Raw genomic sequence first — 17,500 nt, 5'->3', positions numbered from 1 at the left:
TCGCTCACGAATCCCGGCCGCATTGCCAAACCCCCGCATTTCCGCTTTGGAAGCCGCATCGATCTGACAGGGACCTTCACATGCGCGCCACCATCGTCCTCGGAATCGCAGCCCTGGCCCTCGCCGGTTGCCAGTCGGCCGAGGAGAAGCTGGCCGCCGAGACGGGCAACATCCAGGTGACCGACGCCACCGCGGGCGAAGTCTCCGGGCTGATGCAGGCGGCGCAGGAGAAGCGCGCGATGAAGCCGGGCGAATGGCAGCTGCAGGTGCGGGTGCTCTCGGCCGAGACCAGCGCGGGTCCGCTTGCGGATGGCGATCCCAAGCTGGCGCAGCTCAAGCGGCAGGAGCGCAATGTCGCCGGCTGCCGCGAGGCGAAGGACCTGAAGCCGCTCGACCTGGACCAGCTCCAGAAGGTGGCGGGCGAGTGCCGCTTCTCGCGCTATTCCCTGGTGGGGGGCAAGCTGGACGCCGCGTTCGAATGCACCCAGCAGAACGGCATGAAGATGGCGATGACCGCGAACGGCACCACCGCGCCCGAAGGCTTCGACGTGACGCTCGACCAGAAGAGCGGCACGCCGGGCGGGGCCGATTATGTGGCGCTCAAGCTGCGCGCATCGGGCAAGCGGCTGGGCGAGTGCCGGGGCTGAGGTTTCGGGGGTGGCGATACTCAGCTAACCTCCCCTCCCTGTAAGGGAGGGGTTGGGGGTGGGTAGCGGCGGGCGAGGCTCGATGCCTCGCTCGGCGCTTTCATCGGATCGCATTTGAGTCTTTTTAAGCGCGCAGACGCGCGCACCCACCCCCAGCCCCTCCCTTGCAGGGAGGGGAGATTGAGTGGCGATTAGTCCTCCTCCTCGCGCGGGCGATAGGCGACACGCCACATCGCTACGCCGATGAGCGCGGCGACGGCGGCGAGCAGCGCGCTGGTCGCGACTGCGCTCGCCAGCCGGTAAAGCCAGGTGCGATCGTCCATCAGCGGCATGGCGTAGAGGCCGAACCCATAGGTCTGCGCGCCGACGAAGACCGCCATCGCCGTGATCGCGCCGACCAGCGCCGCGTGGTGGGCGCGGCGTAGCCCGGCGACGTGCAGCGCCAGCCACAGCGGCCCGGCCACCGCAGTGATCGCGCAGGCCGAAAGCGCGACGCCGAGCATCCAGCCCGAGACGAGCGCGAGCGGATCGCGCTGGCCGCCGAGCATCAGCAGAACGAGGATGATCGCGCCCGCCAAAAGGCTGCCGACGCCGAGCGCGATCCCGGTGCGGTCGATCGTCGTCTCGTAGCGGCGCGTGGCGCGTATGACGCGTTGGTGCATCCCTCCGGCCCCCCCTGGGGGAGGAGGGATAGCCGGGCGTGGCGCGGGGCTCAAGCGGGGGCGCGGCGAAGCGCTTTCCCATTGTGAGCCGATTGGGTTTGGGGGAGTGGGCGGCCCAATTCCCTCTTCCCTTGTGGGAGAGGGAGGGAGCCGACGAAGTCGGCGGAAGGGTGAGGGGGAGTGCGCTGCGTATCCCCCTCATCCTTCCCACGCCTTCGGCGCGGGCCCCTTCCTTCTCCCACAAGGGGAGAAGGAGTTTCGCCTTACCGCAACGCGTCGAAACGGCCGGCCTTTTCGCACGCTTCGACGTCGGCCATGTCCGGCGGAGGCGGCGGCGCATCCAGCGCGGGCACGTCCACCGGCTGGCCGATCGCGACTGCGGCGAACCGTGCCGGATCGCTGCCGGCGCAGCGGAGCATGCCCTGGAGCATGCGCGGCGGGGTGGCATAGCCTTCCCAGGAAAGCCGGAAGGTGCCCCAGTGGATCGGCAGCGCGAAGGGGCGACCGAGCCCGCTCCACGCGCGGATCGCGTCGTGCGGGCCGATGTGGGCGCCGCTCGCCATCTGGCCGGGCTCAAAACGGAAGGCGCCGATCGGGAGCAGGGCCAGGCGGATCGGCCCGAGCGCCGCGGCTTCGGCGGGCCATCTGCCGTCGCCGAGGCCGGTGTCGCCCGCGAAGAAGAGGTTACCGCCGGGAAGCTGGACGACGAAGCTGGACCAGAGCGCGCGGTTGCGATCGGCGAACCAGCGGCTGCTCCAGTGGTGGTTGCGCGTCACTGCGACTGCGATGCCCGGGCGGAGCGCCAGCCGCTGGGTCCAGTCGAGCGCGCGCGCGGGCACGCCGGCCCCGCCGATGACGCTGTCGTTGCCGAGCGAGGTGACGATCACCGGCTTGTCGCGCGCCCAGAGCCGCTTGAGCGTCGCCAGGTCCATATGGTCGTAATGGTTGTGGCTGACGAGGACGAGGTCGATCCTGGGCAGATCCTCGAAGCGGACGCCCGGCTGCGCGACGCGGCGGGGGCCGAGGCCGAGCGGGCCGGCATGGTCGCTCCAGATGGGGTCGGTGAGGATGTTGAGGCCCTGCGTCTGCACCAGCACGGTCGCGTGGCCGATCCAGGTGACGCGCATCGCATCGCCCGCGACGCGCGCGGGGGGCTTGGAGGGGCGGACGGAGACGTGCCCGGGCCATTCGGGGCGCTCGGGATCGGGGCGGAGCTGGCGCAGGATGAAGCTGCCGCGCGAGCGGCCCGACGGAAGCGCGAGCGTGTCCTCGCCGTCGGGGTTGAAGAAGCGCGCGCCATCGAAATGGCCGCTCTCGGGGCCGCGATAATAGATGCGGTCGAGGAAGCGGGGGACGGCGGTCACGGCGAGGCAGGCGGCCACCATTGTCCACAGCAGGATGGCCACGGCGCCGCGCGCCGCGCGTTTGAAGAAGCGCATCGCGTGGTTGTGGGGAGCCGCGCGCGCGCGATCAAGCTTGATCGGCGCCCCCGCCCTCCCCTAGTCCGGCGCGATGGACACCGAGCTGCCCCGCACCCAGGAGGAAGCCGCCGCCGAGCTCGAACGGCTCGCGGCCGAGATCGCGCACCACAACCGGCGCTACCACACCGACGATGCGCCCGAGATCAGCGACGCCGCGTTCGACGCGCTGGTGCGCAGGAACGTCGCGATCGAGGCGGCCTTCCCCGAGCTGGTGCGCGCCGACTCGCCTTCGAAGGCGGTGGGCGCGGCGCCGGCGGGGCACCTCTCCAAGGTGGCGCATGCGCAGCGCATGTTCAGCCTCGACAACGGCTTTTCGGACGAGGATGTCGCCGACTTCCTTGGGCGCGTGCGGCGCTTCCTGGCGCTGGGCGACGGCGAAGTTGCGCTCACCGCCGAGCCCAAGATCGACGGGCTCTCCTGCTCGCTGCGCTATGAGGCCGGCAAGCTGGTGCAGGCGCTGACGCGCGGCGACGGGCAGGTGGGCGAGGACGTGACCGCCAACGTGCGGACGATCGCCGACATCCCCGCGGAGATCGCAGGCGCGCCGGAGGTCTTCGAGGTTCGCGGCGAGGTCTATATGGCCAAGGACGACTTCGCGGCGCTCAACGCCCGGCTGCTCGCCGAAGCCGAGGCGGCGGGCAAGGAAGCGCGCCAGTTCGCCAACCCGCGCAACGCCGCGGCAGGATCGCTGCGGCAGAAGGATGCGGCGGTGACCGCCTCGCGGCCGTTGCGCTTCCTCGCCTGGGGCTGGGGCGAGGCCACGTCGCTTCCCGGCGAGACGCAGGTGGAAGTGATCGCGGCGATCCGCGGCATGGGGTTTCCGGTGTCCGGCCTGTTCGCGGGGCCGCTCGACCTGGCCGCGGCGCTGGCCCACTACAAGGCGATCGAAGCGCAGCGGGCGGACCTGCCGTTCGACATCGACGGGGTGGTGTACAAGGTCGACCGGCTCGATTGGCAGACGCGGCTGGGCTATGTCGGGCGGGCGCCGCGCTGGGGGCTCGCGCACAAATTCCCCGCCGAACGCGCGCAGACGACGCTCAACGACATCGAGATTCAGGTCGGGCGGACGGGCAAGCTCACGCCGGTCGCCAAGCTCGAGCCGGTGACGGTCGGCGGGGTGGTGGTGCGCAACGCCACGCTCCACAACGCCGACGAGATCGCGCGGCTGGGGGTGCGGCCGGGCGATCGCGTGGTGCTCCAGCGCGCGGGCGACGTGATCCCGCAGATCGTGGAGAACCTCACTCGCGACGAACCCCGCGAACCGTGGAGCTTTCCCGACCATTGCCCGATCTGCAATTCGGAAGCGGTGGCGGAGGAAGGCGAAGTCGACGTGCGGTGTACCGGCGGGCTGATCTGCCCGGCGCAGCGGCTGGAACGGCTCAAGCATTTCGTCAGCCGCGGCGCGCTCGACATCGAGGGGCTGGGCGAGAAGACGCTGGTCGAGTTCATCGATCTCGGCTGGATCGCCGAGCCGGCGGACATCTTCCGCCTGGCCCCGCACCGCGAGGAGCTGCTGGGCCGCGAGGGCTGGCAGGAGAAGTCGGTCGACGCCCTGCTCGCCGGGATCGAGGCCAAGCGCGCGCCCGACGCGGCCCGGCTGCTGTTCGGGCTAGGCATCCGCCACATCGGCGCGATCACCGCGCGCGACCTGCTCAAGCGCTACACCACGCTCGACGCGCTCCAGGCGCTCGCCGATACGATCATCGCGCTGCGGGATGCGACTCCGCCCGCGATCGGCGAGACCGAGCAGAAGCACCGCGCGCGGCTCGACAAGGCCGTCGCCGAGCGCATCGGCGTGGAGAATGTCGGCGGCGCCGTGGGCCATGCGCTGGCCGACTTCTTCCACGAGCCGCACAACCGCGCGGTGTGGGACGATCTGCTCGCCGAAGTCTCGCCGCCGCCCTTCGTCGTCGAGACGCGCGAATCCGAAGTGACCGGCAAGACCCTGGTCTTCACCGGCAGCCTGGAGACGCTGAGCCGCGACGAAGCCAAGGCGCAGGCCGAAAAGCTGGGCGCGCGCGTGGCCGGATCGGTGTCCGCCAAGACCGATCTGGTGATCGCGGGGCCCGGCGCGGGTTCGAAGCTCAAGAAGGCCGCGGAGCTGGGAATCCGCGTGATCTCCGAAGCCGAATGGGCGGCGATCGTGGCGGCCGATTAAAGCATTTCAACGCCGATCGATCCGGAAAGCCGTTTGCCCTGAGCCTGTCGAAGGGCATCTTCGATTGCCGATCGCCTGTGGCTCGCGCCCTTCGACAAGCTCAGGGCGAGCGGGAAAGGATCGAAGAGCTCGCCTATCAGCACAGCCACTGGTGCTTTGCGAGTGCGGCCAGCTCCTCCGCGCCGAGCGGCCCCTTGCCTGCCGGCGCGAGCAGCGCTTCGGCTTCGGCGTGGAGGTGCGCGCCCGGCCAGGCTTGTGCAAGGATGGCAAGCGCCGTCATGGCGTTACTCGCCGGAAGCGGTCCCACGGGCGGCGGCGGCTTCCTCCGGCGATAGCTTGCGGACGCCGCGCACCAGGCAGCGCTGAAACCCGCTGCCGCTCGCGCCGGGCACGAGCAGTTCGGCGTCGACCCCCGTGCAGATCCGGTCGCCGCCGCGCGAGCGTATGCCGATCCGCATCGCCCAATCGACATCGGGGCAGCCGCCCGAAAGCGTGAGCTCCCAGGTCTCGCGCGTGCCGATGCGGACCAGCGCCTTGTCCGCGCCGGCATCGCTGAAGCCGCTCACTTGCGAGCCCCAGAAGCAGGACCGGCCGGACTGGGGGGCGGTGTTCGCCGTGGGCGGCGCGGCACAGCCTGCGGGGGCGAGTGCGGCAAGCAGCAGCCAGATCGTGCGCATCGGGCACCTCCTGATCAGGAACCAAAGCATAGGCCGGAGGAAAGCGGGCTTCGAGCGTCAACGCTCTCCACCCGCTCGCCCCCGGCCCGTGCGTCGCCCCGAGCGGGTGGCGGGCGGCCGGTGAGAACCGCCCGTCCCTGATCAGTTGCCGAACTGGATGCGCGCGCCGCCCATGATGCGGCGGCCGCCGTAGTTCATGCGCATGATGCGCGGTGTGCCATCGCCGAACGGCACGTAGTCGCCGGTCGAGACGGTCTGGAACTCGCGAGTCATGTTGCGCCCTTCGAGATAGACCTGGAAGTTGCGCGTGATGTTGTACGAGATCTTGGCATCGATGAACGTCGTGCCGTCGATGAAACGGGGCACGCCGGGGTTGTAGCCGGGACCGACCAGACGGACGTTGGTCCATTGCTCGCCCGGATAATTGATGTCGATGTTGTTTCCGCCGCACGGCGTGATGCATGCGAAACGCGAGCTGCGCTTCTGATAGGCCAGGCGCATGTTGAGCTTGCCGTCATCATACCAGAGTGAGGCGTTGGTATAGTATTTGGACTCGTCGGGCGGCAGCATCACATCGCCAGTCAACGGGTCCTGCTGGCCCGAAGTGGCCGCCGAAGTGAGGATCGAATAGTTCGCGTCCGCGCCGGTGTACTTCAGGAACCAGGGCAGGAAAGTGAACGCCGTTTTGGCCGAAAACTCCCAGATGTCGCGCTTGTAGCCGGGGCCGTTCGCCCAAGTCGGAACGAGAAACTCGACATCTGCCAGTGCCTGACCCGTCGCCGGGTCCACCTGGTCGCTACCCTCGAACGGCCGCTCGAGGACAGTGACCTGTATCGGGCTGCCAATCTTCACGTCGAGCTTGCCGTAAGTCGCCGAGAAGAGCGTGTCGGCGTTGGCGTACCATTCGAGGCTGGCGTTGTAGCTCCATGCCGTGAACGGTTTCAGCGCAGGGTTCCCGACGCGGCCCGAGCAGCCATAGGTGTCGCTGTCCGAAACACCGATGTCGACACGCTCGTCGACGGTGCAGGTACCACCCGGAATGATCGTATCGATCCGGGGAGGTGCTACCGTCTTGCCGCCATAGAGGCGCAGGACCAGGCTCCTGTCGAACGCCCAGAGGTTGAGGTTGACGCTCGGCAGCCAGTCGGTCGTGTTCGATTCCAGATTGACGTTCTGGGAGAACGACCGCGAAACGATGCCACCGACGGCATCGGGGTCGGCCGGATTGAAGCTGGGCGTCGTCGAGATCGAGGTTATCGTCTGCAGGCCCGATGCTTTGACGTTCCTGAAGACCCCGCGAATGCCGGCGTTGCCGTTGAACACCAGCCCCCAGGGGAGCCGCTGTTCGAAATCGAACATGCCATAGATGTTCTTGATCGTCTCGTTCGCCCGCTGGACCGGCTGATCATACATCTGACCATCGCTGCCCATGCAGGTCTTGAGGCAGTCGAAGTTCATGAAATCCGATGCGCCGAGCGCGGCGAAGAGTTCGTCGGTACGGATGCCCTGCCATGCCGGGGGCAGGTTGCCACGGTTAGGCAGGTCACCGAAATATTCGGAGTCGCTCTCCTCCAGCGTCCGGCGGAACAGGTCCTCCAGCTCCTGCGGCGTGAGCGTGTCGACACCCGACCGGACTGCGCGCGGATCTGCGCTCGGCACATAGCCATAGTTGCACGAAAGCCCGCCCGGCGCCGAGGAGCCGGCAGTCGGCTGGCAAGCACGGAGCGTGCCGCGAACCTGCGCGCTCGGGACGAACACTGCCGGGACATAGCCAGGCTGCCCGAAGGTGCCAACTTCGGAGACTGCCGTGTATCCGCCGCCACCCCAACGCTCGACCTTGTTGTTGCGGTACATCACACCGGCTTTGAAGCGGGTGATGAACGGCAGCATCTCCTCGGTGTCGTAGGACACGTCGAGCTTGGCGAGCCGCTCGGACGATTCGCCGAGACGCGGCGAATAGGAAACGCCGAAGCTCGGCGTCGTCAGCGGCATCTGCGAAACCAGATATTCCGGAATCGCGGGCGAGGTCGCGGTTGCGGCTGCCGCGCTCTGCCCGATGCAGGTGGCGGGGTTGGTTCCCCCGGCAACGCAGCGCGGCGCGGTGAGCTGGACGAAATTGGCCGGATTGGTCTCGTCATACCCTTCCGGCAGATCGATGTCCCACAGTCCGTTCGGCTGGAGCGTCAGCGTGGCGTCGCCATAGGCATAGGAGCGCGAGGTACGCATGTCGCCGCGGCTGGTGCTTGCCGTGGTGAGGCCCGCCATCGCATCGATCTCGAGCCGCTCACCGCGATATTCGGCACCGGCCTGGAAGTATTTGGTCTTGGTGTCGATCCGGTTCTCGATCTGATCGATGCTCACCGAATTGTTGGTCAACGTCATTTGGGTGACGTTGTGCGCATCGTCGACCACGACGCTGCTCGGCACGACGTTGAGCACATTGCCCAGCACCGCGTTGTTGCTGACGCTGTTGATGCCGTAGTTCGGATCGAACAGATGATAGCCTGCCGGCGCATTGGGCGCGAGGGTACGCACACGCGGATAGCCCGTCGTCGTGGTGACGAAGGTGCCGGCCAGGTTCTGGTTGAACATCGTCACCGGGTTGTGACTGCGGTTCTGATCGTGGACCTTGCGGTTCGCGATCGTAGCCTTGGCGTAGACGGTGAGATCATCGGTCACGCGATAGTCGAGACGGCCGTCGAACGAATAGCGCTCGTCGGTCTGGGTGTTCATGAAGTTGCGGATCAGCGACGGTGTATAGTCGTTCCACTGATTGAGGCAGGTCTGCTGCTCAAGGATGCGCTGGTTGCGTCGCGCATTGCTCTCGCCCGGATTGTGCGGGAAGATCTGGAGGCATTGCTCCTTGCTCTGCGCGCCCGCTGCAAGCGTCACCAGCTCACGCGGAGTCAACGAAGTGCCGTCGGGCGCAGTGCTGTTGGCGAAGGCCACATCAGCTGCGTCGGTGCCCACCGTCGCCGGATTGAAACTGAAGGTTTTCTCGGGCGACTGGTCGAAGTCGAACAGGCGCGAATAGCCCCGCGTATTGCTGGTTGTGTTCTCGTAGCCGTGACCGTTGTTCTGCAGCTTCGAATACGTGCCGGTGACGATCACGCCCAGCCGATCCTCGAAGAAGCGCGATGCCGCGACGCCGTTGAAATCAGGCGTCCAATCTTTGCCCAGCGAGTTTTGGCTCGCGCCCGCGCGCAGCGAAAAATAGGGCTTCTTGAAATCGAGGCCAGTGCGGGTCTTGATCTGGACGGTGCCGCCCAGGCCACCCTCGGTCATGTCCGCAGTCGAGCCCTTGACCACGTCGACGCTCTTGACGAGCTCGGCGGGGAGTTCGCGCAAGTCGGCGCCGCGGCTGCTGCCATTGTCGATCGCGAGCGAGTTGGTCGCCTGGACGCCGATTCCGTCGAGCTCGACGCGGGTGAGGTCCGGGCCGTTGCCGCGGACTGCGATGCTGTCGCCCTCACCGAATTCGTTGCGGCTGAGCGCCACGCCAGGGATGCGCGAGATCGCTTCGTTCACGTTGCGATCGGGAAACGAACCGATGTCGTCGGCGACGATCGAATCGGTGGCGGTCCTGGCGTTCTTCTTGCGGTTGTTGGCCGACTGCTGGCTCGCGCGCGAGCCGACGACGAGGACTTCCTGGTCCTGCGCGGTGGTGTCGATATCGGTCTGTTCGGGCACCGAGTCGGCCGGTGCGGGCGCGGTCTGCGCCATTGCCTGGTTGCCGCAGGCCAAAAGCAGGCCAAGCACGGTCCACGAGGCCGTCGCGCCGATACGACGGCGCGCGTTGAATCGATCAGTCATCACTCCCCCTCCCTGATATTTCCGGGGCAGGGGCTGGTTTGTTTATCCCCCTGGCCGGTTCATCATTTCAAAAATTGCCGGTGCTACGCAGATACTCCCAAAATATGAGATATAAGCTCATGTTCTAAGATTATCATCGCTGCGAAGAGTTGCAAGCAATTCATCGGACAATTGCTCGTCCGGTTTGGGACAGGGTCGATCAGGCCGGAATTCGGCCGTCCGAGCTTGGGCAAAGCGGGAAAAGTGATGCTTTTTTGCAACGCAGCATTTGGAATCATTCGTTACCAAACGGCTGGTCGGAGACTCCGATTGACTGTCATCGGACGGACATAAATTACGCACATGGGCCGTCCCGACGGTGCAGAGACACCGCGTGACCAGTGCGTCCTAGGCACACCTAAGGGGAATATAATGCGCAATATGCTTTTCGCTGGCGTGGCAGCTGCCGCGCTCGTGATTCCTGCCGCGGCTTCCGCGCAGCAGATCACCTCCGGGATCGAAGGCACCGTCACCGATGCTGACGGCAGCCCGCTCGCCGGCGCCCAGGTCGTCGTCACCGACACCCGCACCGGCGCGAGCCGCACGCTCACGACCAATTCGAGCGGCACCTTCTCCGCCAGCGGCCTCGTCACCGGCGGCCCCTACACGGTCAGCGCCAACGCGGCCGGCTTCGAAGGCCAGACCGTCAGCGACATCAATACCAGCCTGCAAGGCAACACCAGCCTGAGCTTCGCGCTCACCTCGGGCTCGGGCGAGATCGTCGTCACCGGCACCCGCGTCCGCGCGACTCAGCTCGCCGTCGGACCGGGCACCTCGTTCGGCGCCGAAGTGCTGGCGCGAGCGCCTTCGTTCAACCGCGACGTGCGCGACATCATCCGCATCGACCCGCGCGTCAGCCTCGACCGCGACGACGGCGGCTCGGGCCAGGACCGCATCTCGTGCCTGGGCGGCAACGACCGCGGCAACACCTTCACCGTCGACGGCATCGCGCAGAGCGACATCTACGGCCTCAACGACACCGGCTTCTCGGCACGCAGCTCGACGCCGCTGCCCTATGACGCGATCCGCGAGACCCAGGTCCAGTTCGCGCCGTTTGATGTCGACTATGGCCAGTTCACCGGCTGCGCGATCAACGTCGTGACCAAGTCGGGCACCAACGAATATCACGGCAGCGCCTATTTCGAATATTCGGACTCGGGCCTGCGCGGCACCGAAGTCGCCGGTCGCCCCGTCGCCCCGATCGAGCCCGAGAAGCGCTGGGGCGTCTCGCTCGGCGGCCCGATCATCAAGGATACGCTGTTCCTCTACGGCGCCTATGAGCATCAGGAAGCCGGCCAGTCGCAGGACGACGGCCCCGTCGGCGCCGGCTATGCCAACGAGCAGACCGGCATCACCGAAGCCCAGTTCAACGCGATCCGCGAAGTGCTGAACACCAGCTACGGCATCGACACCGGCGATCTGGTCCACAGCCGCGACTACACCAGCGACCGCTATTTCGCGCGCGCCGACTGGCAGATCACCGACGACCACCGCCTGGAAGGCACCTACCAGCGCCTCGAGGAAGCCACCGTCCGTCCGGACGACCTGTTCACCGGCAATTCGCCCCAGGCGATCGGCATGAACACCTTCTACAACAGCGGCACGGTCTCGGACTACGCGTCGGTCCGCCTCTATTCGCAGTGGAGCGACAATTTCTCGACCGAGCTGCGCTATGCGCGTTCGGAAGTGACCGACCGTCAGGACCCGATCGGCGGCGGCGAGGCGCAGTCGGCCAACCCGATCCCGCGCATCATCGTCGGCATCGACAATGCCACCGGCATCGACGGCACCGTGCTGGCCGGCCCGGGCACCTCGCGCTCGGCGAACGATCTGCGCACCAAGATCGACCAGTATCGCGCCGTGGCGAACATCACCTCGGGCGACCACAAGCTCAAGCTCGGCTTCGAGCTCAACCGTGCGAACCTGTTCAACCTGTTCGTGCAGAACGCCACCGGCACGCTGGTTTTCCGCAACATCGACGATCTGCGCGCGGGTCTGCTCTCGCCGGGCACCGGCAACAACAACACCACGACCACGCCGGTCAACGTCGTCGGCGGTTTGACCGAAGGGGCCTTCGGCAACTTCTCGGCGACCGGCGACGTCACCGATGCCGCGGCCGAGTTCACGCGCAGCATCTACTCGATCTTCGTGCAGGACGAGTGGCGCCTGAACGACCAGCTCAAGCTCACCGCGGGCGTGCGCACCGACTGGTACGACGGCAAGGGTCCCGCCTATAACCCGGTGTTCGCGCGCCGTTACGGCTTCCCCAACACCACCGGGTTCAGCAACCTTGATCCGGTGATCCTGCCGCGCGCCGCGATCACCTATGATTTCGCTCCGTCCAACGTCTTCGGCAACGCGCAGCTGCGCGCTGGCGTGGGCATCTTCTCGGGCGGCGATCCGCTGGTCTGGTTCGGCAATGCCTTCCAGAACGACGGCAGCGCCTTCGCGCTGGGCAGCACCCAGGCGGCGGGCTGCGCGCCCGGGCAGATCGACGTGCTGGTCAATGGCAGCTTCACTGGCGTTCCACCCTGCATCGCAGCGAATGCGGTGGCTACGGCCGCCGCCGGCGAGGGCAACACCCAGTCGATCGATCCCGATCTGGTGATGCCGACCGTGGTTCGCGCCAACGTCGGCTTCACGAGCGAGCTCAACTTCGGCACCGGCTTCTTCAGCGGCTGGAACATGACGCTCGACTATATCTACAGCGAGTATCGCAACGCCTTCAATCTGGTCGACCTCGCCCAGGCAGTCGACTTCCGCCGGGGCAACGCCGGCTACACTATCGACGGCCGCCCGATCTATTCGAACATCGATCTGCTCGCCACGGGCTGCACCGGTCGCCTCGCCGATCCGGGCACGCCGCCGGTCTATGCCAACCTCAACGCCGCCTGCTTCTCGGGCAACCGCGGCGGCGAGCTGATGCTGACCAACAGCGAAGGCTATCGTAGCCACGTCGCGTCGTTCCTGCTCTCGAAGAACTTCGAGGGTGGCCTGTTCACCGACGGCGGCTCGACCTGGCTCTCGTTCGGCTATGCGTACACCAACTCGCATGACCGCCGGAACATGTACAACTCGACCGCTGGCTCGAACTACGGCCAGTCGGCCGCATTCGACCGTCAGGCTCCGGACGCTTCGCCCGGCTTCTACCAGAGCAAGCACAACATCACCTTCGCCGGTAACCTCAGCAACGAGTTCGTGAAGGATTACGAGACTTCGCTGGCGTTCACCTTCGTGGCGCGCTCGGGCCGTCCGTACAGCCTGACCTTCACGGGCAACGGGGTGTTCAATGCGACGACCGGCGGTCTCACGACCAACGACGCCGCGCTGGTCTATCTGCCCACCGGCGTGAACGACCCGAACATCTCGCCGACGTCGAACATGACGGCGGTGCAGAGCCTGGTCGACTTCGCTAACGGGCTCGACTGCGCCAAGGAACAGATGGGCCAGACGGTGACGCGCAACAACTGCACCAACGACTGGTACTATGATCTCGACTTGACGCTTTCGCAGGAGCTGCCCGGGCCGGGCCGTCTGTTCGGGGTCGAGGACAAGATCCGCGTCTATGCGATGTTCGACAACTTCCTGAACCTGCTGGACTCGGATTGGAACGTTCAGCGCCGCCGCAACTTCTTCGGCGTGCAGGACGTCGCCCGCACCACGGGCGTGGATGCGCAGGGTCGCTACGTCATCACCGAGTATAACGGCGGCACCTTCGACGCGGACAACCAGGTCAACGTCAGCTCGTCGGTATGGCGCATCAAGTTCGGCGTGAGCTACGAGTTCTAAGCTCTCCCGATCGGCTGCAAACGAAACCGCCGCTCCAGAAATGGGGCGGCGGTTTTGCTTTGGCGATCATGTGGGTTGTGAAAGCGGCATCTCGGCAGCACTTCAATCCTCCCCCGCCAGGGGCCGGAGGCGACGGAGGGGAGGAAGCACGCCCTCTAGGTTCTGGCATCCGCCCCCTCCGTCACGCTGCGCGTGCCACCTCCCCCTGGCGGGGGAGGATTTTAGGCCATCCATGTCCCCAATCGATATGATCGCATTTGCTTTGGGTGCTTTGCGGCCGGTTTCGCGCGGTGATAGAGGGCGGCTGTGGTGAACGCACTCGAACCCCGCACCGGCCCTGCCGCGCCTACCCTCGAGCGGCCCGGCTTCTTTGCCCGCCCCTTCTTCGAGGACAAGAGCCGCGCCTTCTGGCTGCTCCAGGCCGCGGGGTGGAGCGGCTATCTGCTGCTGCGCACCGTTTCGAACATCTCGCTCGAATGGATCATCTACGCGATCGTCGAATCGATCCTGGGCTATTGCATCACGCTGCTGCTCTCGACGCTCTACGGCCTCTATCGCAAGCTGCCGCGCATCCCCGGCGTCCTGCTCACGCTCGCGACGCTGGGGCTCGCGACTGCGGTCTATGCGATTCTCAGCGCCTTCGCCTTTTCGTTCATCCGCATGCAGGAGCCCGGCATCTCGCTGACCGTGGTGGCGGGAACGGTGTTCATCAACTTCACCGTGCTCGCGGGCTGGTCGGCGCTCTATTTCGGGATCAACTTCTATCTGATCGTCGAAGAGCAGAACGACCAGATGCAGGCGCTCGAAAGCCAGGCATCCTCGGCGCAGCTGGCGATGCTGCGCTACCAGCTCAACCCGCATTTCCTGTTCAACACGCTCAACTCGATCTCGACGCTGGTGCTGCTCAAGCAGACCGAGCGGGCGAACGTGATGCTCAGCCGCCTCTCCTCTTTCTTGCGCTACACACTCGCCAACGAGCCGACCGCGCACGTGACGCTGGCACAGGAAGTGGAGACGCTGAAGCTCTATCTCGAGATCGAGAAGATGCGCTTCGACGCGCGGCTGCGCACCCATTTCGACATCGATCCGCGCTGTGCCAACGCACGACTGCCTTCGCTGCTGCTCCAGCCTTTGGTCGAAAACGCAATCAAATATGCCGTCACGCCCCAGGAAGAGGGCGCCGATATCACCGTTTCCGCTCGACTCACCGGCGATAGAGTGCAGATCGCCGTATCCGACACCGGCCCAGGATTGAACGAAAGCAAGCCGAGGCCGACCCTTTCAACCGGCGTGGGGCTCGCCAACATACGGGAGCGGTTGGTACAGTCCTTCGGGCCTGACCATCGATTCGATACGCGATCGAACCAAGGGGAAGGGTTCAGCGTTGAGATCGAGATACCGTTCCAGCTTGAGGAACCTAATCGAGAGGCCGCATGACCATCCGTACCATCCTCGTTGACGACGAACCGCTGGCGATCCAGGGGCTCGAGCTCCGCCTCCAGGAGCACGAGGATGTCGAAATCATCGACAAATGCTCCAACGGCCGCGAAGCCATCCGTTCGATCAAGACCAACAAGCCCGACCTCGTCTTCCTCGACATCCAGATGCCCGGCTTCGATGGCTTCTCGGTCGTCCAGGGGCTGATGGAAGTCGAGCCGCCGCTGTTCGTGTTCGTCACGGCCTATAGCGACCATGCCATCCGCGCCTTCGAAGCGCAGGCGATGGACTATCTGATGAAGCCGGTGGAGGACGCGCGGCTTGCCGACACGCTCGATCGCGTACGCCAGCGGCTTGCGCACAAGCGCGGCGCGGAGGAAATCGAGAAGCTCAAGGAAGTGCTCGCCGAAGTGGCGCCCGACGCAGTCGAGGAACTCGGCACCGGCGAGGCGGGCGAGATGGCCTCCAACCGCTTCGAGAAGCTGATCAACATCAAGGATCGCGGCCAGATCTTCCGCGTCGACGTCGACACGATCGAGCGGATCGACGCGGCCGGCGACTATATGTGCATCTACACCGGCGACAATACGCTGATCCTGCGCGAGACGATGAAGGACTTGGAGAAGCGGCTGGACCCGCGGCGCTTCCAGCGCGTGCACCGCTCGACGATCGTCAACCTCGACCTCGTCCGCCAGGTCAAGCCGCACACCAATGGCGAATGCTTCCTGGTGCTCGATTCGGGCGCGCAGGTGAAGGTGAGCCGCAGCTATCGCGACGTGGTGGCACGCTTCGTTCACTGAGCCTGACCACCTTTCACAATCCCTGTTCGTCACCCCGGCCCTGTGCCGGGGCCCACTCGCCCGCAAATGATACCGGTACAGCTCCTGCCGAAAGACCCGGCATTGGCTTCAAGGTCAGGAATTGCCCCGAGGCCATGATTCGCGGCGCGGTGGACCCCGGCACGAGGCCGGGGTGACGAAGAAATTGCGCATGAAGATAGGTGTTGAACGCAACTTCCGGATTGCTCAGCACTTCGTTCCGCGATAGGAACATTTCCGGAACAAAACACCGGGAGAAATCCATGTCGCGCTTCGAAAGCTTCGCCGCCCTGCACCTGCCGGGCGAACCGCTGGTGCTGTTCAACGTGTGGGACGCCGGCAGCGCCAAGGCGGCCGAACGTGCCGGCGCGAAGGCAGTGGCGAGCGGCAGCGCCTCGGTTGCGGACGCCTTTGGCTTTGGGGACGGCGAAGAGATGCCGCTCGATCTGGCGCTCGCCAATGCCGAGCGGATCGTGCGCGCGGTCGCGCTGCCGGTGACGATCGATTTCGAGAGCGGCTATGCGGTCGATGCCGATGCCGCCGCCGCCAATGTCGCGCGGCTCGCGGCCACCGGTGCGATCGGCTGCAACTTCGAGGATCAGCGGATCGGCGGTGGGGGCGTCTATCCCATCGCCGATCAGGCCGCGCGCATCGCCGCCGTCCGCGCTGCGGTGGGACCCGATTTCTTCATCAACGCGCGCACCGACCTTTTCCTTCAGGCTGCGCCCGAGACACACGACGATGCGATGGTGGATGCCGCGATCGAACGCGCGCATGCTTATGCCGAAGCGGGTGCCAGCGGCTTCTTCGTGCCGCTGCTCGCCGATCTCCGGCTGCTCGAACACGTCTGCCAGGCTTCGCCGCTGCCGGTGAACTTCATGGCCTTCCCCGGCGCCCCAAGCGTCGCGGACGTGGCGGCCACCGGCGTCGCGCGGATCAGCCACGGCCCCTTCCCCTACAAGCTGGCGATCAAGGCATTCGAGGACGCAGCCCGCGCGGCGTTTGCCGGCTGATCACGCGGCGGCGTCGAGCAGCCAATTGCGAAACGCCGCCATGGTGTGGCTCTCGGGTCGTGAGTGGAGACGTGTGAGCCAATAGGCCCCTCCCGCTAGTTCGGCTGCGAAGGGCCGAACCAGCCGCTCGCTCGCCAGCTCGCGGCCGAACATGGCGGCGGGAAGCAGCGCGACGCCGAACCCCGCCGTCGCCGCGGCGGCCATAACCGGCGAGCTGTCGAACACCGGGCCGCGTATCGCCGGGCAGGCGGCACCCGCCCGCTCGAACCAGCGCGGCCATTCGTCGGCGCGGTAGGAGCGCAGCAGCGGCTGGCGCGCGAGATCACCGGCGTTCGCCAGTGCGGCAGCGAGCGCGGGCGCGCAGAGCGGCGTCAACGGCGCTTCGATGATCCGTTCGGCGTGGGTGCCGTGCCACGCGCCGTCGCCGAAGCGGATCGCCAGATCGAGTCCCTCCCCCGCCAGATCGACGCGGTTGTTGTTGGTGAGCAGCCGGAGGTCGATCTCGGGATGTGCATGAAGGAATTCGGGCAGCCGCTCCATCAGCCAGCCGGTGGCGAACGTGCCCACAGCGCCGAGCGTCAGTACTTCCTTGAACCGCCCTTCGGAGAAGCGGCCGAGGGTCGTGCCGATCCGATCGAACGCATCCTGCACCACCGGCACCAGCGCGAGCCCCTCGTCGGTGAGCGCGATCCCGCGCGGCAACCGCCGGAACAACGGCACCCCCAGCCGCTCCTCCAGCGCCTTCACCTGATGGCTCACCGCGCCTTGGCTGACGAACAGCTCGAGCCCGGCGCGCGTGAAGCTGAGGTGGCGTGCCGCGGCCTCGAAGGCGCGCAGGGAGTTTAGCGGTAGCTGCGGTCTGTCCATGGCTGAAACATGAGATCAATTCATGCCTCTGTCGAGAATTGATGCTTTGCGCGGTACGCACCTCCCGCGCCATTCTCCTCTGCGAAGGGAGAATTGATC

Annotated in this window: 12 protein-coding genes; 6 read left to right on the top strand and 6 right to left on the bottom strand. The window is 66.2% G+C overall.

Annotated elements, in window-relative coordinates; translation table 11 throughout:
- Positions 1-80 precede the first annotated feature (80 nt).
- Complete coding sequence (locus ACMGDH_RS06200) at positions 81-647, top strand: DUF3617 domain-containing protein (RefSeq protein WP_436827026.1); 567 nt, start codon at positions 81-83, stop codon at positions 645-647.
- A gap of 191 nt (positions 648-838) precedes the next feature.
- Here ACMGDH_RS06200 and ACMGDH_RS06195 read toward each other — a convergent pair whose 3' ends face one another.
- Positions 839-1,309, bottom strand: a complete 471-nt coding sequence (locus tag ACMGDH_RS06195) for a hypothetical protein (RefSeq protein ID WP_436827025.1) — start codon at positions 1,307-1,309, stop codon at positions 839-841.
- Positions 1,310-1,572: 263 nt separating this feature from the next.
- Positions 1,573-2,748: an MBL fold metallo-hydrolase gene (locus ACMGDH_RS06190; protein WP_436827024.1), complete on the bottom strand. Its 1,176-nt coding sequence runs from the start codon at positions 2,746-2,748 to the stop codon at positions 1,573-1,575.
- 73 nt (positions 2,749-2,821) lie between these two features.
- Here ACMGDH_RS06190 and ligA point away from each other — a divergent pair, with 73 nt between their 5' ends.
- The gene (ligA, locus tag ACMGDH_RS06185) at positions 2,822-4,948 is read left to right on the top strand and encodes an NAD-dependent DNA ligase LigA (protein WP_436827023.1); all 2,127 of its coding nucleotides are present in this window, start codon (positions 2,822-2,824) and stop codon (positions 4,946-4,948) included.
- A 136-nt stretch (positions 4,949-5,084) separates the two neighbouring features.
- Here the strand turns inward: ligA and ACMGDH_RS06180 are convergent, their stop codons facing one another.
- From ACMGDH_RS06180 to ACMGDH_RS06170, 3 genes are all read right to left on the bottom strand, one after another.
- A complete protein-coding gene (locus ACMGDH_RS06180; RefSeq protein ID WP_436827022.1) occupies positions 5,085-5,228 on the bottom strand; it encodes a hypothetical protein in 144 nt (47 codons plus the stop codon).
- Between the two features lie 4 nt (positions 5,229-5,232).
- Complete coding sequence (locus ACMGDH_RS06175; protein WP_436827021.1) at positions 5,233-5,625, bottom strand: DUF6491 family protein; 393 nt, start codon at positions 5,623-5,625, stop codon at positions 5,233-5,235.
- Between the two features lie 141 nt (positions 5,626-5,766).
- On the bottom strand, positions 5,767-9,438 hold the full coding sequence (locus tag ACMGDH_RS06170; RefSeq protein WP_436827020.1) for a TonB-dependent receptor: 3,672 nt from the start codon (positions 9,436-9,438) through the stop codon (positions 5,767-5,769).
- A 411-nt stretch (positions 9,439-9,849) separates the two neighbouring features.
- On the opposite strand from ACMGDH_RS06170, the gene ACMGDH_RS06165 reads away from it, so the two are divergent.
- The 4 genes from ACMGDH_RS06165 (at position 9,850) to ACMGDH_RS06150 (ending at position 16,534) form a co-directional block, all read left to right on the top strand.
- Complete coding sequence (locus tag ACMGDH_RS06165) at positions 9,850-13,266, top strand: TonB-dependent receptor (RefSeq protein ID WP_436827019.1); 3,417 nt, start codon at positions 9,850-9,852, stop codon at positions 13,264-13,266.
- Positions 13,267-13,575: 309 nt separating this feature from the next.
- Positions 13,576-14,703, top strand: coding sequence for a sensor histidine kinase (locus ACMGDH_RS06160; protein ID WP_436827018.1), 1,128 nt, complete (start codon positions 13,576-13,578; stop codon positions 14,701-14,703).
- On the top strand, positions 14,700-15,503 hold the full coding sequence (locus tag ACMGDH_RS06155; protein ID WP_436827017.1) for a LytR/AlgR family response regulator transcription factor: 804 nt from the start codon (positions 14,700-14,702) through the stop codon (positions 15,501-15,503). The genes ACMGDH_RS06160 and ACMGDH_RS06155 overlap by 4 nt, the downstream gene beginning before the upstream one ends.
- A gap of 281 nt (positions 15,504-15,784) precedes the next feature.
- On the top strand, positions 15,785-16,534 hold the full coding sequence (locus ACMGDH_RS06150) for an isocitrate lyase/PEP mutase family protein (RefSeq protein WP_436827016.1): 750 nt from the start codon (positions 15,785-15,787) through the stop codon (positions 16,532-16,534).
- On the opposite strand, the gene ACMGDH_RS06145 is transcribed toward ACMGDH_RS06150, so the two are convergent.
- Positions 16,535-17,401, bottom strand: a complete 867-nt coding sequence (locus ACMGDH_RS06145; RefSeq protein ID WP_436827015.1) for a LysR family transcriptional regulator — start codon at positions 17,399-17,401, stop codon at positions 16,535-16,537.
- Positions 17,402-17,500: the final 99 nt, after the last annotated feature.

The organism is Sphingomonas radicis, from assembly GCF_051400635.1.
Classification (GTDB): domain Bacteria; phylum Pseudomonadota; class Alphaproteobacteria; order Sphingomonadales; family Sphingomonadaceae; genus Sphingomonas.
This window is presented reverse-complemented; position numbering and strand designations above follow the sequence as displayed.

Bases quoted from the DNA above. Each gene is read 5' to 3' on its own strand.
- ACMGDH_RS06200 (WP_436827026.1), top strand. From the start codon at position 81: ATGCGCGCCACCATCGTCCTCGGAATCGCAGCCCTGGCCCTCGCCGGT.
- ACMGDH_RS06195 (WP_436827025.1), bottom strand. From the start codon at position 1,309: ATGCACCAACGCGTCATACGCGCCACGCGCCGCTACGAGACGACGATC.
- ACMGDH_RS06190 (WP_436827024.1), bottom strand. From the start codon at position 2,748: ATGCGCTTCTTCAAACGCGCGGCGCGCGGCGCCGTGGCCATCCTGCTG.
- ligA (WP_436827023.1), top strand. From the start codon at position 2,822: ATGGACACCGAGCTGCCCCGCACCCAGGAGGAAGCCGCCGCCGAGCTC.
- ACMGDH_RS06180 (WP_436827022.1), bottom strand. From the start codon at position 5,228: ATGACGGCGCTTGCCATCCTTGCACAAGCCTGGCCGGGCGCGCACCTC.
- ACMGDH_RS06175 (WP_436827021.1), bottom strand. From the start codon at position 5,625: ATGCGCACGATCTGGCTGCTGCTTGCCGCACTCGCCCCCGCAGGCTGT.
- ACMGDH_RS06170 (WP_436827020.1), bottom strand. From the start codon at position 9,438: ATGACTGATCGATTCAACGCGCGCCGTCGTATCGGCGCGACGGCCTCG.
- ACMGDH_RS06165 (WP_436827019.1), top strand. From the start codon at position 9,850: ATGCGCAATATGCTTTTCGCTGGCGTGGCAGCTGCCGCGCTCGTGATT.
- ACMGDH_RS06155 (WP_436827017.1), top strand. From the start codon at position 14,700: ATGACCATCCGTACCATCCTCGTTGACGACGAACCGCTGGCGATCCAG.
- ACMGDH_RS06150 (WP_436827016.1), top strand. From the start codon at position 15,785: ATGTCGCGCTTCGAAAGCTTCGCCGCCCTGCACCTGCCGGGCGAACCG.
- ACMGDH_RS06145 (WP_436827015.1), bottom strand. From the start codon at position 17,401: ATGGACAGACCGCAGCTACCGCTAAACTCCCTGCGCGCCTTCGAGGCC.